This is a genomic window from Streptomyces sp. ICC1 (assembly GCF_003287935.1).
GTDB lineage: Bacteria > Actinomycetota > Actinomycetes > Streptomycetales > Streptomycetaceae > Streptomyces > Streptomyces tritrimontium.
This window is the reverse complement of sequence record NZ_CP030287.1, coordinates 1,282,857-1,297,097: the sequence shown is the minus strand read 5'-3', so window position 1 is coordinate 1,297,097 and position 14,241 is coordinate 1,282,857. Positions and strand designations below refer to the sequence as shown.

Here is a 14,241-nt window from a genome sequence, read left to right as displayed (position 1 = left end):
TGGATCTTCAGGGGGTGGCTCCTTTTGGCTGGTGTTGCCGCAGGCCCGGGAGGGTGCGGCGGGTGTGCGCTGAGGTATGCCGTTGCTGGGGGAGCGCGGGCTGAGGGATGCGGTGGGGTGGCTGGTGTCATCGGGTCGTGCGGGGGCGGTCGGCGGAGGTGGCAGGTTTGGTGACCCGGGGCGGGGCTGACCTGCGTGCGGCACCTGTGGTGGGTTGCTGGTTCAGGTCGGCGATGCGGTGCAGTCGCCAGACGAGGACTTCGCTGACGGAGCCGGCGGTGTCGAGCTCCCGGTGACGGGCGGCCTGGGTGAGCAGGGCGGCGGGGTCGTGGCCGGCGCTGCGGGTGTCGGTGAGGGTGGCGGCGAGGGCCGGCCAGCCGGGTTCGGCGAGGATCTGCTCGGCCAGGTCCGGCAGGGCCTGGCGGACGAGGACGGCCTGCCTCTGTTGCACGGGTAGAGGCAGGCGCAGGCCGCGTTGGTGGATCGCGGTCAGGGGCTGGATGGTGGCTGCCTGGTAGGCGGCGTGCAGGTGTTCGGCTGTCTGGCGGGCGGCTTCGGCCTGCTGGTCGTGGTGGCGGGTGTGGTGCCAGTGCTGTGCTGCGACGACGGCCAGAAGGACGGCGTCGAGGAGGATCGCGAGGAGGGCGCCGTCCTTGGGCGCGGGTTCCCGGACGATCGCCTTGATGGCGCGGCGTGTGGCCTGCGCCTGCTGGTGGCGGGCGCGGATGCGGGAGCGGCTGGCCCGCTCGAATGCGGCCGCTGCCTGAGCGAGCTGTGGCTTGTAGGCGGCGGGGGCGATCAGGGGGAGGACGTCGAGGGTTTCGGCGAGCACGGTGATGTGCGCCTGGCCCGCAGCGTCATCGGTCTCCGTCAGCAGATCGGGGATGCGGTCGGCCGTGTCGGTGACCTGCTGCCACGCCGTACGCCGCCGGCCAGCGTGTCGCTCTGTGGGGGCGGGGTTGGTGGGTGCGAGGCGTTCGCTGATCTTCGGGTAGGACAGGTCGGGTCCGAGGGTGGAACCGGAGAACCACACGGGCTCACCCTGGGCGTTGGTGTCACCGGGGAGGGCGACCTTGTAGCCGCGGATGTCGCCGGAGGGGAAGTGCTGGATGTCCACCAGCACCTTGGTGCTGTGGAGGATGGTGAAGAACTCCTCGGTGCTGGTGGCAGCCGCTACCGCGGTACGGACGGTGGTGCGCAGCCTCTCGCGGGGCGTAGTGGCCGTACCGGTGCGGCGGGCTTTCTCCTGTTCGGCGCGGGTCGGCTTCTTGGCGGCGGTGCGGTCGCCGAGTGTGACCTGGCGCAGGCCGTACTCCTTCTCGATCGCGGCCAGTTCCTTGTGGGCGCGGACGTAGTCGTTCCAGTTCCGGGGCTCGCGGAGGTCGCCTCGGACCTTGGTGGCGACGATGTGGATGTGGTCCTCCGCGTGGCGGACCGCGACCCACCGGCAGGCGTCAGGGTCGCCTGCCGGCGCGATGCCGGTGGCGTTGAGGACCCGGCGGGCGATCGTTGCCCACTCGTCGTCGAACAGGGTTCGGTCTTCGGGCGCGGCCCGGACCGAGCAGTGCCACACGTGCTTCTCCGGGGCGCGGTCTCCTGCCTGCTTCACCCGCAGGTCGAGGACGCTGGCGAGCCGGGCGAGGGTAGCCGTCTCGTCGCGGCCGGGGTCGGGGGCGAAGCCGTCCCACGAGGCCACGAGGTGGGGGTCGGTGTGCTCGTTGGCGCGGCCGGGGCCGTAGAGGTAGTTCAGGACGCCTCGGGTGTTGGCGCCGGCCTTGCCGATCTTCGCGATCAATCAGGCCGCCCGCTTCGCGATGGACGTCCGGCCGGCGGCGAGTTCGATCGCTTCGGCAGCAGTCCGGGCGAGGGCGAGGACACGTTCGGCCTGGGCCAGGACGGCCCTGTCCACAGGGTGGGGACGGCCGCCGGAGTTGAGCTTGAAGGCGATCTGGTTGACGTTGTTGCCGATCGGGGCGATCTCCGCGCGCAGGGCGACGAGTTCGTCGATCAGGTCGTCGTGGGACGTGCGCTGGCCGGGGATCTCGAAGTGGCCGTCGAGGTAGGCCATGACGATCGCGCCGACGAGGTGCGCGCCGGCGAGGCCGAGGCGACGGGCCTCGGCGAGGATCTCCGTCTTCTCGTCGGCGCTGTAGCGGACGTCGACACGCTGGGTGCGCTGGACTTCCTGACGGGCACGGCGGCGGGCGACGCGGTACAGCGCGGCCGCGTCAGCGGCACGTACGACAACCGGTAGTCCGGCGTCGACGACCGCCCCTTCCTGCCCCGGTGCGCCCTCGCGCCGGGGTTCTGTCTCCGCCACCCCCGGGGCGGAGGCTGCGTTGGACCGGCCCTTGGACGGTCCAACGCCATACCTTGCTGGGCTGTTGAGGCCGGTGATCATCTCCTTCTGGGTGGTGGGAAGTTCGCGGTGCGCATCGTGCATGGATCGGTTCTCCGTGGGGTGCTGGTGCCGGGTGGTTGGCTGTGCGCGGCCCCATGCTCGGTTGCACGGGGTCACGGGAAGAGCCGGAAGGGCCAGGCGGTCGGTGCCCCTTACGGGGGTCAGACGGCGCTGGTGGGGAAGGCGGCTTCGTCGAGTCCGTCGAGTGGCCCGGGCTGGCCGGTACGCTCGGCCTGCAGCTGGTCGCGCAGGCTGCGGGCGCGGATCTGGCCGATCCGTAGTTCGCTGCGCAGACGCTCGGCGGTCAGCTGGTCGTCGCTCCAGTCGGCGGTCAGGAGCTGAGCCTCGGCGAGAATTTCGGCGTCTGTGCGGGTGCGGTCGGTGGTCGACTTGGCGGCGGCGGGGACCCGACCGGTCGCCCGACGCGGGGCGGCTCCGGTCGACTCCGCCACGGCAGCCGACCGGGGCGGTCGGGCAGGGGGAGCGGGAGCCGATTCGTCGGCCTCGGTCGGCCCCGTCGAGGGCGCCTCGGCGACCTTCGTGGGGGTCGATTCGGTCGGCTGCTCGGGGTCCGACTCGGCCTGGTCAGACCTAGACTGTGCGGCCTGCTCGCTGGCCGACTCGTCAGCCTGCGGGCTAACCGACTGGTCAGAGGCCACTTCGGCAGCGTCGGCCGACTCTGGGTTGTGGTGCAGCACTTTCGCCACGAGGTCCGAGCCGAAGTAGATCGACCCGACCGGGAGTGAGGTCGCCAGCAGTACGAGCGCCCAGTTCGCGGGATCCCAGTTGGCCAGTCGGCCCCACTGGACCGACGCCGTGCGCAGGGCCGGAACGAGGCCGTGCACGTAGTTCAACAGGAGGCTGGCGATCGTGTAGGCAGCCAGGACCCGCAGCGCGAACTTGCGGTCGGCGCCGGTCAGCACGAGCGCGGCGACCAGCGCGAGGGCCATCAGCCCGTCGACCACGATCGGGTAGAGCAGGGCGGCAGTGGCGTCTGCGCCGATGGCGCGGGCCACGTCGGACAGCGCGTTCCACGAGACCCGGAAGGCCATGAGGACGACGGCCACCAGGCCGATGACGAGGGTGATGCGTCCCTTGTGGTTCACGCGATGACCGCGCGGCGCATCCGCGGTGGGTGTGGACAAGCGGCTGTACTCCAAGGGCAGGGATGGGGGCGGCCTCACCTGTACCGGGGCAGGGCCGGGCAGGGCTGAGCCGCCTGAGGGTGGCGGGTCTCGTTGCGACTCGTCGCAGGCCTGGTCAGCGCAGGTACGGGTGGAGTCCTGATGTCGAGTCGACTCGTCTCACCGGCCCGATACTGCGTGCCGGGCCGGTGAGACGAGTGGGGTACGGGTTGGGACGGATACCGACCCGTACCAGCTCCGGGGAGTCCCTTACCGGTGGCCGCACGCCATGGCTGGCGGGTTTGGCGAGGTCAGAGGCCTGCTGATGTCGCTTCGGCTCGTCGTTGCCTTCCCGCTCGTCCCCGCGCCGGGTCGCGCGGGGACGAGTGGGACGGGACGCGACGGAGGGATGGGGCGGCCTCACCCGTACCGGGGCAGGGCAGGGCTGGGTGAGGGGCACCTCGGGGGGGCGCGGTCTCGTTGCGACTCGTCGCCGGGCTGGTCAGAGCAGGTACGGGTCGAGTCTTGATGTCGAGTCGACTCGTTGCGGGCCTGCCACTCGTCCCTGGGTTGACCTGCGATGCGACGGGACGCGACGGGTCGTGCCGGGTCAGGCGCCGGTGGCGGATCCCGGCTGGGGTGCCGGCTTTGGCTGGGGGCAGTAGCGCGCCCAGGCGTCGGTGAACTGCTCGCGGGTGAAGCCCTTGGCCTGGTCGCCGTTGTGGAAACGGCGGTTGGCCGAGCTGATGTTGTAGTCCTGCAACAGGATCCCCAGGCCCCGGGCGGTCAGGCCCTTGGCCGTGTACTGCTCCCAGGCCGTTTCCTCGTCCTGGTTCAGGATGTCCAGCAGCCGGGCGGTGCGCATCACCGGCGGATCACCCTCGCCCGCGAAGGCGCGTCGGATGTCGGCGAGGAGGCGGATGCCCGTGCCGCCACTGTCCTGGTCCCGCTGCGCCTCATGGCTCGTCATCACCGCGCAGGCGGTGCGGGCCAGGATCGGCCATTCGCCGCCCGCGAGGTCGGCGATGGCGACCAGCGGCTCCCACGTATCGGCGGCGCGGTCCTCCACCGGCATCGGCGGCGCCAGCTCCATCGCCGCGGCGTGGAGCGGGGCCAGCCAGGCCACGAGGCGGTCGCGCAGGGCGTGGAGGGCGGGGATGTCGCGGGCGCTGCGGAACTCCGCGACCTTCTCGCCCGGCCCGCGCCGCCGCATCCGGATCACCACCGACCGGTCCATGATCGTGTCGGGGAGGTCACCGATACCGGCGAGCGCGGCCATGGCGAAGGTGGGGAACTTCGACACCTCATGGTTCGGGCCGGACACGCGCAGGGTCGGGCGGTTGCGCTGATGGCCCGCGTTCAGCAGGCCGCGCATCTCCTCGTTCTTCTCGGCCACCTTCGCCGACCCGAACAGCGTGTCGGCCTCATCGACCAGCAGCGTGGGCGGCGTCTCGGTGATCGACCGGAAGATCGCGGCAGCCGAGGCGTTCACCGTCACCAGCGGATCGTGGACCGTCTCCGTGACCACATCCAGCAGCCGCGACTTCCCGCAGCGTTTCGCCGGACCCACCACCGCCAGACGCGGCGCATGCTGCCAAGCGGTCTGCAGATGCGTGGCCGCTACCCACAAGGTCACCGCCGTGAAGGCGTCCTCGCTGGGCAGTACGACATACCGCCGAAGCTGGCCCCTCAGCTCCGCCAGCACCTGCTCGCCCTCACGAAGCGGCCCGATCGGGCGTGGCTTCGCCTCGGCAGGCCGGTCCTGTGCTGCGGGGGTCTGGGGTGTTGCCGCCTCCACAGGCCGGGGGTCCTGGCGGTGGGCGCCCGGGCGGCCGGGCATCGCGGTCACGGGCCAGGGCTCGTTGGTAGCGGCGGGCGTGGGGGTGGGTGCGGACTTCATAGTGCGTCGGCAGCGTCGAATGGGTATAAGAGCCAGCCCCCTCCCCAACGCGCACCCACGCCAGGCCAGTCGACCCTCAGCCCACACGGCCCCCACCGGGCGGCACGGCCGGAAGCCTGTCCTCCGGCCCACCGCACCTGGAAGCATCCCGCGCATGAAGACGTTCGTGCGCGCCGCCGCCACCGCCCTGTTCCTGTCCACCGCCGCCCTGGGCCTCTCCCTGCCCACGGCCGGCGCGGCCCCCGCCGCCGACTGCGCCACGTGCATCCACACCACCGCCGATCTCGGCCCGGCCTGGTCGGGCCAGACCGCCCCGGCGGGCAGCTGCACCTCGTGCTGGCCGTCCGGCGCCGTCACCCAGCCCCGCGGGAACGCCGGCCACGCCCACGCGTAGCCGCGGCGCGGGGACCGTGCGCGGTGTCATCCGCAACCCGGCAGGTCGACGTCGGCAGCCCCGTTGCCGGAGCGAACGGCAAGAGGCCCCCTCGCTCCGTGAGGAGCGAGGGGGCCTCGGGATCCGGGGGTCGTCGTGGCCGCCCCGTCCGCCGGTTTAGATGTCGCGGAAGATCTCGATCTGTGCGCCCACCGAGTTGAGGCGTTCCGCCAGTTCCTCGTAGCCGCGGTTGATGACGTAGACGTTGCGCAGGACCGAGGTGCCCTCGGCCGCCATCATCGCCAGGAGGACGACCACCGCCGGGCGCAGGGCCGGCGGGCACATCATCTCCGCCGCGCGCCAGCGGGTGGGGCCCTCGACCAGGACGCGGTGCGGGTCCAGGAGCTGGAGGCGACCGCCGAGGCGGTTGAGGTCCGTCAGGTAGATGGCCCGGTTGTCGTACACCCAGTCGTGGATCAGGGTCTGACCCTGGGCCACGGCCGCGATGGCGGCGAAGAACGGGACGTTGTCGATGTTCAGCCCGGGGAAGGGCATCGGGTGGATCTTGTCGATCGGCGCTTCGAGCTTCGACGGGCGGACGGTGAGGTCCACCAGGCGGGTGCGGCCGTTGTCCGCCGTGTACTCGGGGGAGCGGTCGTGGTCGAGGCCCATCTCCTCCAGGACCGCGAGCTCGATCTCCATGAACTCGATCGGCACCCGGCGGATGGTCAGCTCGGACTCGGTGACCACGGCCGCGGCCAGCAGGCTCATCGCCTCGACCGGGTCCTCGGAGGGGGAGTAGTCCACGTCCACGTCGATGTTCGGGACGCCGTGGACCGTCAGGGTCGTGGTGCCGACGCCGTCGACCCGGACGCCGAGCGCCTCCAGGAAGAAGCACAGGTCCTGGACCATGTAGTTGGAGGAGGCGTTGCGGATGACCGTGGTCCCGTCGTGCCGGGCGGCGGCCAGCAGCGCGTTCTCGGTGACGGTGTCCCCGCGCTCGGTCAGCACGATCGGGCGGTCCGGGGAGACCCCGGCCTCGACCTGGGCGTGGTAGATGCCCTCGGTCGCGGTGATGTCCAGGCCGAAGCGGCGCAGGGCGATCATGTGCGGCTCGATGGTGCGGGTGCCGAGGTCGCAGCCGCCCGCGTACGGCAGCTTGAAGTGGTCCATCCGGTGCAGGAGGGGACCCAGGAACATGATGATGCTGCGGGTCCGGCGGGCCGCGTCCGCGTCCATGGCGTCCATGTCGAGGCGGGCGGGCGGTACGAGTTCCAGGTCGACGCCGTCGTTGATCCAGCGGGTGCGGACACCGATGGAGTTCAGGACCTCCAGGAGGCGGTAGACCTCCTCGATCCGGGCGACCCGCCTCAGCACCGTGCGGCCCTTGTTGAGCAGTGAGGCGCACAGCAGGGCGACGCACGCGTTCTTGCTCGTCTTGACGTCGATGGCGCCGGACAGCCGGCGGCCGCCGACCACGCGCAGGTGCATCGGACCGGCGTAGCCCAGGGAGACGATTTCGCTGTCGAGGGCTTCCCCGATGCGGGCGATCATCTCAAGGCTGATGTTCTGGTTGCCGCGCTCGATCCGGTTCACGGCACTCTGGCTGGTGCCGAGTGCGTCGGCGAGCTGACTCTGTGTCCAGCCACGGTGCTGCCGGGCGTCACGGATGAGCTTGCCGATGCGTACGAGGTAGTCGTCTGCCATGGCTGCACCGTATCTCAGATATGAGATCGCGCTCGCGTCGGGTGTGCCATACGGGTGTTACCGGCCGTCAGCTCCCGTGGCGGGTCGGCGTGCGCCGTGGTGACCGGTTGCTCCCGTTCGCGCGACCATCATGCGTTTTGCGGGCATCCACCCCGATCGGTCCCCGAGTCCGGCGCCGCCGGCGCCGGGCGGCCTCGACGGTGGACAGGGCGCTCCGGCCCGGTCGGCCGGGGGAGCGCCCGCGGGCGCCGCGCGTTCCCCGCGGCGTCGCGGGGAACGCGGGCAGTTCGGCGGTCCGGGTCGGCTGGAGGAGGATCTCCAGGTGGCGCAGCTGCCGGGCCAGGGCCTCCTTGAACTCGGCGCCGGCCACCACCGCTTCGGGGGTCCCGCCGCAGGCCTCGCGCGCCGCGTTCCGCACGCCTGGGAACAGGAAGTGGAATTGACCCCTCAGTGCCCGCTGGGTGCCGCCTCAGTGCCCGCAGGCGTGGTGCCGACCGCCCCCGTGGACCGCCGCGTACGAGGCCGGGTACGAGGCCGGCCGCGGGCCCGCCGCCGCGGCCCGGGCCACCCGCGCCGAAGCCGCCCGCCCCGACGTCGAATCCGCGTCGTGCACCACGCGTCCGCCGACCAGGGTCATCCGTACCTCCGTCCCGCCGATGTCGGCCACGGGACAGCGCGTCACGTCCCGGTCCAGCACCACCAGGTCCGCCGCCTTGCCCACCTCGACCGTGCCGGTCAGCTCCTCCTGGCGCAGCTGCCACGCAGTCCCCGACGTGTGCATCCGCAAGACGGTCTCCCGGCTCAGCCCCTCCTGCTCCCGGTACAACTCGCCCGCCCCGAACACGCCCTGCCGGTCGATCGCCGTCCGCAGCTGGTTCCACACCTGGAGGGCGTCCACCGGCCAGTCGGAGCCGCCCGCCAGCCGCGCGCCCGCCTTCTCCAGGCTGCGCGCCGGGTACATCCACCGGTGCCGCCGGGGCCCGATGTAGGGGAGCAGCGCCTCCATCGTCCAGGTGTCCCGCGCCGCCCACTGGAGCTGCATGCACGCCGCGACGCCCAGCTGCGCGAAGCGCCGCAGGTCCGCGGGGTCCACGAGCTGCAGGTGGGCCACCGCGTTGCGGGCGTCCCGGTGGCCCGTCACCCGCCGGGCGTACGCGTACCCGTCCAGGGCGGTGCGCACCGCCCGGTCTCCGAGGCCGTGGGCGTGCATCTGCCAGCCGGCCCGGTTGAAGGCGGCGCTGAGCCGGCCGTAGTCCGCCGCCGAGGTGTAGAGCTCGCCCCGGTTCGCGGTCGGCTTCCCCTTCCCGTCGAGGTACGGCTCCAGCAGGGCGGCCGTCTGCGCGGGGTACTCGATGACCCCGTCCAGGAAGACCTTGACCGTCCCGAACCGGAGCCCCGGCACCCCGTCCGCGGACCCGAACTCCCGCCGCAGGCCCCGTGCGTAGGCCAGCGAGCCCGCCGGGTCCTTGGCCTGCTCCGCGTCCAGCCGGATCGCGGGGACGATCCGCTGCGGCAGGGCGCCCGCCGCGGAGAGCGCCTGGTAGAGCTCCAGCTCGCGCCGCCCGACCAGGGCGTCCATCATCGTGGTGACCCCGGAGGCGGCCGCCAGCCGCAGCACCTCGGTGCAGGCCGCGACCAGTTCGGCCCGCGTGTGCTCCGGTACGTGCCGCTTCACCAGCCCCTGCGCGTCGTCCTTGAGGACGCCCGTGGGCTGTCCGTCCGCGCCCTTGACCACCTTGCCGCCGACCGGGTCGGGGGTGGCCGCCGTGATCCCGGCGACGTCCAGGGCCCGCCGGTTGGCCCACAGGTTGTGCCCGTCGCCGCCGACGAGGACGACGGGCCGCCGGGTCGGGAGCGCGTCCAGCACCGTGTGGTGCGGGCTGGTGCCCACGGGGAGCAGCCCGACCGGGTTCCAGTCCTCGACCACCAGCCAGCGGTCGGGTTCGGCGCCGGCGCCGCCGGTGTCGGCCAGGAAGCCGGTCAGGATCTCCCGGAGCTGCTCCGGGGTGGTCTCCGCGCCGTCCAGGGAGGGGCTCAGCGAGCGCTCGCCGGCGCCCAGCGGGTGGACGTGGCCGTCGTGGATCCCGCTCATCACCGTGTTGCCGCGGGCGTCGACCACCTCGGTGTCCCGGCCGGCGTACCGGCGCAGCGCCTCGTCGGTCCCGGTGGCCAGGATCCTGCCGTCCCGGCCGACGGCGACGGCCCGCACGGGCCCCCGGCCGCCGGTCCCGGTGAACACCGAGGCGTTGCGGACCACCAGGGCGGCCGAACCGCGCCCGCCGGAAGCGGCCCCGGAGGCGGCTCCGGAAGCGGCCCCGGGGGCGGCCGCGGCGGGTCCCGCACCCAGCAGGCCCGCCGCGCCGACGGCTCCGGCGGCCGCGAGGAGCCCCCGGCGGGACAGCGGGGCCGGCGGGGCCGCCGAGGAGGCCGAGGACGCCGGGGCCGGGGGAGCCCCGGCGGAGGAAGAAGACTGCATGCCCACTCCAAAGGTTGGTGTGGGCAGGACGCTGTTTGATTAAGGCGTTAACCAGAAGCCGCATCCGGCGACGGAATCCGTACGATGGCGGCGTGTCAGCGCCCGTTCCCGTCTCCGGTCCGCGGCCCGGTGCCATGCCGGCGCCCGCGCCCGTGCCCGGTCCGACCCTCGCCGACGTCGCGCGCGCCGCCGAGGTGTCCACGGCGACCGTCTCGCACGCGCTCAACGGCACCGGCCGGCTCGGCGAGTCGACCCGCCGCCGGGTGCGCGAGGTGGCCGGGGCCCTGGGCTACGGCGCCCGGCGCGGCCCGCACAGCCGCAGCCTCGGCGTCGCCGTGACCACGTACGCCGGTTTCGCCTGGGACTTCGCGCGGATCGCCTACTTCTCCCGGCTCCTCACCGCCGCCACCTCGGCCGCGCACGCCCACGGCTACGCCCTGACCACGCTGCCCGCCGACCGGGGCGCCGAGCCGCTGTGGCACAACCTCGCGGTGGACGGGATGCTCCTGCTCGACACCCCGGCCGACGACCCGGTGCTGCGCGCGCTGCGGGCGCGGGGCCTGCCCGTGGTCTTCGACGGGCGCCCGCCCGATCCCCGGCCGCAGGACGTGTGGGTGGACAACGACCACACCGCGACCACCCGCGAGGTGCTGGACCACCTCGCGGAGTCCGGTGCCCGGCGGATCGCCCTGCACTCGGCGTACGGCCGGGAGCACTACACCGCGGCCGTCACCTCGGCCTACGAGCAGTGGTGCGCCGAGCGCGGCCGGACTCCGCTCGTGGTCCCCTTCGACCCGAACGACGCGGCCGGGCACGCCTTCGACTCCGCGTTCGAGGGCCCGGACCGGCCCGACGCCGTCCACTGCGCGTACGACCCGGGGGGACGGCAGGTGCTGGCCGCCGCCGCGCGCCACGGCCTTCGGATACCCGGCCGCCCGTCCGCGGACGGGAGCGGGCTGGACGGCCTGCTGCTGGTGTGCGCCAGCGAGGATCCGGCGTACGCCGAGAACGAACCCCCAGTGACCACCGTCACTTTCGATCCGGACCGGATCGCCGCCACGGCGGTCTCAGCCCTGGTCAAGCTCGTCGAATCCGGACACGCGAAATCGCCCGGCCAGCTGACCGTGCGGGCGGGGCTGAGGGTGCGTGCCTCGTCCCGGCCCCCTCGCATGTACTAGAGTTATCTCGACATCGAGATATCTGCCCCGGACGTACCGCAGCCGTCCCGCTGGTAAGGGTTACCTAACTTAGCCTCACCTTAGCGGATTGGCCAGAGTGCCTCGCGGCAGGATTGCGGTAATACGCGCGAATTCATGCATGAAGGAGACTGTCGTGTCGGCGAACAGCTTCGACGCCCGCAGCACGCTGCAGGTGGGCGACGAGTCGTACGAGATCTTCAAGCTGGACAAGGTCGAGGGCTCCGCCCGCCTTCCCTACAGCCTGAAGGTCCTGCTGGAGAACCTGCTCCGTACCGAGGACGGCGCGAACATCACCGCCGACCACATCCGGTCGCTCGGCAACTGGGACTCGCAGGCCCAGCCCAGCGAGGAGATCCAGTTCACGCCGGCCCGCGTGATCATGCAGGACTTCACCGGCGTCCCCTGCGTCGTGGACCTCGCCACCATGCGCGAGGCCGTGAAGGCCCTCGGCGGCGACCCGGCGAAGATCAACCCGCTCTCGCCCGCCGAGATGGTCATCGACCACTCGGTCATCGCCGACAAGTTCGGCACGGCCGACGCGTTCGCGCAGAACGTCGAGCTGGAGTACGGCCGCAACAAGGAGCGCTACCAGTTCCTGCGCTGGGGCCAGACCGCCTTCGACGACTTCAAGGTGGTCCCCCCGGGCACCGGCATCGTCCACCAGGTCAACATCGAGCACCTGGCCCGCACGGTCATGGTCCGAAACGGCCAGGCGTACCCCGACACCCTCGTCGGCACCGACTCGCACACCACGATGGTCAACGGCCTGGGCGTACTGGGCTGGGGCGTCGGCGGCATCGAGGCCGAGGCCGCGATGCTCGGCCAGCCGGTCTCCATGCTGATCCCGCGCGTCGTGGGCTTCAAGCTGACCGGCGAGCTGCCGGCCGGCACCACCGCCACCGACCTCGTGCTGACCATCACCGAGATGCTCCGCAAGCACGGTGTCGTCGGCAAGTTCGTCGAGTTCTACGGTGTGGGCGTCGCCGCCACCTCCCTCGCGAACCGCGCCACCATCGGCAACATGTCGCCGGAGTTCGGTTCCACCGCCGCCATCTTCCCGATCGACGACGAGACCCTGAAGTACCTGCGCCTGACCGGCCGCGACGCCCAGCAGGTCGCGCTCGTCGAGGCCTACGCCAAGGCCCAGGGCGTGTGGCTGGACCCGGCCGCCGAGCCGGACTTCTCCGAGAGGCTGGAGCTCGACCTCTCCACGGTCGTCCCCTCCATCGCCGGCCCGAAGCGCCCGCAGGACCGCATCGTCCTCGCGAACGCCTCCCAGCAGTTCGCCCAGGACGTGCGCAACTACGTCAACGACGACGAGGAGTCCGGCAAGGAGTCCTTCCCGGCGTCCGACTCGCCGACGTCCACCAACGGCGTGCCCACCAAGCCGACCCCGGTGACCCTGGCCGACGGCACCTCCTTCGAGATCGACCACGGCGCCGTCACGGTCGCCGCGATCACCTCGTGCACCAACACCTCGAACCCCTACGTCATGGTCGCCGCGGCGCTCGTGGCGAAGAAGGCCGTCGAGAAGGGCCTCACCCGCAAGCCGTGGGTCAAGACCACCCTGGCCCCGGGCTCGAAGGTCGTCACCGACTACTTCGACAAGGCCGGCCTGACCCCCTACCTCGACAAGATGGGCTTCAACCTCGTCGGGTACGGCTGCACCACCTGCATCGGCAACTCGGGTCCGCTGGAGGAGGAGATCTCCAAGGCGATCAACGACGCCGACCTCGCGGTCACCTCGGTCCTCTCGGGCAACCGCAACTTCGAGGGCCGCATCAACCCCGACGTCAAGATGAACTACCTGGCCTCCCCGCCGCTGGTCGTCGCGTACGCCATCGCGGGCTCCATGAAGGTGGACATCACCAAGGACGCCATCGCCACGGACTCCGAGGGCAAGCCGGTCTTCCTCGCGGACATCTGGCCCACCGAGGCCGAGGTCAACGACGTCGTCGCGAACGCGATCGGCGAGGACATGTTCAACAAGTCCTACCAGGACGTCTTCGCGGGTGACGCCCAGTGGCAGGCGCTGGAGATCCCGACCGGCAACACCTTCGAGTGGGACCCGCAGTCCACCTACGTGCGCAAGCCCCCCTACTTCGAGGGCATGACGATGGAGACCACCCCGGTCTCCGACATCGCCGGCGCGCGCGTGCTGGCGAAGCTGGGCGACTCGGTCACCACCGACCACATCTCCCCGGCCGGTGCGATCAAGGCCGACACCCCGGCCGGCAAGTACCTCACGGAGCACGGCGTCGAGCGCCGCGACTTCAACTCGTACGGTTCCCGCCGAGGCAACCACGAGGTCATGATCCGCGGCACGTTCGCGAACATTCGCCTTCGCAACCAGATCGCCGCGGGCACCGAGGGCGGCTTCACCCGCGACTTCACCGTCGACGGCGCGCCGGTCGCCTTCATCTACGACGCCTCGCAGAACTACCAGGCCGCCGGCATCCCGCTGGTCATCCTGGCGGGCAAGGAGTACGGCTCCGGCTCGTCCCGCGACTGGGCGGCCAAGGGCACCGCGCTGCTCGGCGTCAAGGCCGTCATCGCGGAGTCCTACGAGCGCATCCACCGCTCCAACCTGATCGGCATGGGCGTCCTGCCCCTGCAGTTCCCCGAGGGCGCCACGGCGGCCTCCCTGGGCCTCTCCGGCGAGGAGACCTTCGCCTTCACCGGAGTGGAGGAGCTGAACGACGGCACCACCCCGCGCACGGTCAAGGTGACCACCGACACCGGCGTGGAGTTCGACGCGGTCGTCCGCATCGACACCCCCGGTGAGGCGGACTACTACCGCAACGGCGGCATCATGCAGTACGTGCTCCGCAACCTCATCCGTGGATAAGCACAGCCGCGGCTGAGCACATACCGGCACCAAAGGGCCGTACCCCCGTTAAGGGGGTACGGCCCTTCCGTTTCTGCGGGCGGCTCCGACGGGCCAGGTCAGGTGACGGTGAGGTCTCAACTCGGAAAAGCCGGGGCCCATACCGGCACATGATCTTGCTCACAGGAGCGGAAGTGGACTATACCTGTGCCCGTCCGGGTCACCGCGAAACGA

General features: G+C 71.8%; 10 protein-coding genes. 3 read left to right on the top strand and 7 right to left on the bottom strand.

Annotated features, from left to right (window positions below; genetic code table 11):
- Positions 1-127: 127 nt before the first annotated feature.
- The 4 genes from DRB96_RS05905 to DRB96_RS05890 form a co-directional block, all read right to left on the bottom strand.
- Positions 128-1,795 carry a mobilization protein gene (locus DRB96_RS05905; RefSeq protein WP_112447356.1) on the bottom strand — a complete coding sequence of 556 codons (1,668 nt, stop codon included), beginning with the start codon at positions 1,793-1,795 and terminating at the stop codon, positions 128-130.
- Positions 1,796-2,443 (bottom strand): plasmid mobilization relaxosome protein MobC, encoded by a 648-nt coding sequence (locus DRB96_RS05900; protein ID WP_112447354.1) that lies wholly within the window; start codon positions 2,441-2,443, stop codon positions 1,796-1,798.
- A 119-nt stretch (positions 2,444-2,562) separates the two neighbouring features.
- Positions 2,563-3,507 (bottom strand): DUF2637 domain-containing protein, encoded by a 945-nt coding sequence (locus DRB96_RS05895; protein WP_112447352.1) that lies wholly within the window; start codon positions 3,505-3,507, stop codon positions 2,563-2,565.
- A 628-nt stretch (positions 3,508-4,135) separates the two neighbouring features.
- Complete coding sequence (locus DRB96_RS05890) at positions 4,136-5,425, bottom strand: DUF3631 domain-containing protein (protein ID WP_239517705.1); 1,290 nt, start codon at positions 5,423-5,425, stop codon at positions 4,136-4,138.
- Between the two features lie 154 nt (positions 5,426-5,579).
- Here DRB96_RS05890 and DRB96_RS05885 point away from each other — a divergent pair, with 154 nt between their 5' ends.
- Positions 5,580-5,819, top strand: coding sequence for a hypothetical protein (locus DRB96_RS05885; RefSeq protein ID WP_112447349.1), 240 nt, complete (start codon positions 5,580-5,582; stop codon positions 5,817-5,819).
- A gap of 156 nt (positions 5,820-5,975) precedes the next feature.
- Here the strand turns inward: DRB96_RS05885 and DRB96_RS05880 are convergent, their stop codons facing one another.
- The 3 genes from DRB96_RS05880 to DRB96_RS05870 form a co-directional block, all read right to left on the bottom strand.
- Positions 5,976-7,505: a UDP-N-acetylglucosamine 1-carboxyvinyltransferase gene (locus DRB96_RS05880; protein WP_112447347.1), complete on the bottom strand. Its 1,530-nt coding sequence runs from the start codon at positions 7,503-7,505 to the stop codon at positions 5,976-5,978.
- A 67-nt stretch (positions 7,506-7,572) separates the two neighbouring features.
- On the bottom strand, positions 7,573-7,923 hold the full coding sequence (locus DRB96_RS05875) for a hypothetical protein (RefSeq protein WP_112447346.1): 351 nt from the start codon (positions 7,921-7,923) through the stop codon (positions 7,573-7,575).
- Positions 7,924-7,974: 51 nt separating this feature from the next.
- Complete coding sequence (locus DRB96_RS05870) at positions 7,975-9,981, bottom strand: amidohydrolase (RefSeq protein ID WP_239516000.1); 2,007 nt, start codon at positions 9,979-9,981, stop codon at positions 7,975-7,977.
- A gap of 92 nt (positions 9,982-10,073) precedes the next feature.
- Here DRB96_RS05870 and DRB96_RS05865 point away from each other — a divergent pair, with 92 nt between their 5' ends.
- Entirely contained in the window at positions 10,074-11,159 is a 1,086-nt protein-coding gene (locus DRB96_RS05865; protein ID WP_239515999.1) for a LacI family DNA-binding transcriptional regulator, read from the top strand.
- Positions 11,160-11,313: 154 nt separating this feature from the next.
- Positions 11,314-14,028, top strand: a complete 2,715-nt coding sequence (acnA, locus tag DRB96_RS05860; protein ID WP_112453235.1) for an aconitate hydratase AcnA — start codon at positions 11,314-11,316, stop codon at positions 14,026-14,028.
- Positions 14,029-14,241: the final 213 nt, after the last annotated feature.

Bases quoted from the DNA above. Each gene is read 5' to 3' on its own strand.
- DRB96_RS05900 (WP_112447354.1), bottom strand. From the start codon at position 2,443: ATGCACGATGCGCACCGCGAACTTCCCACCACCCAGAAGGAGATGATC.
- DRB96_RS05890 (WP_239517705.1), bottom strand. From the start codon at position 5,425: ATGAAGTCCGCACCCACCCCCACGCCCGCCGCTACCAACGAGCCCTGG.
- DRB96_RS05885 (WP_112447349.1), top strand. From the start codon at position 5,580: ATGAAGACGTTCGTGCGCGCCGCCGCCACCGCCCTGTTCCTGTCCACC.
- DRB96_RS05880 (WP_112447347.1), bottom strand. From the start codon at position 7,505: ATGGCAGACGACTACCTCGTACGCATCGGCAAGCTCATCCGTGACGCC.
- DRB96_RS05870 (WP_239516000.1), bottom strand. From the start codon at position 9,981: ATGCAGTCTTCTTCCTCCGCCGGGGCTCCCCCGGCCCCGGCGTCCTCG.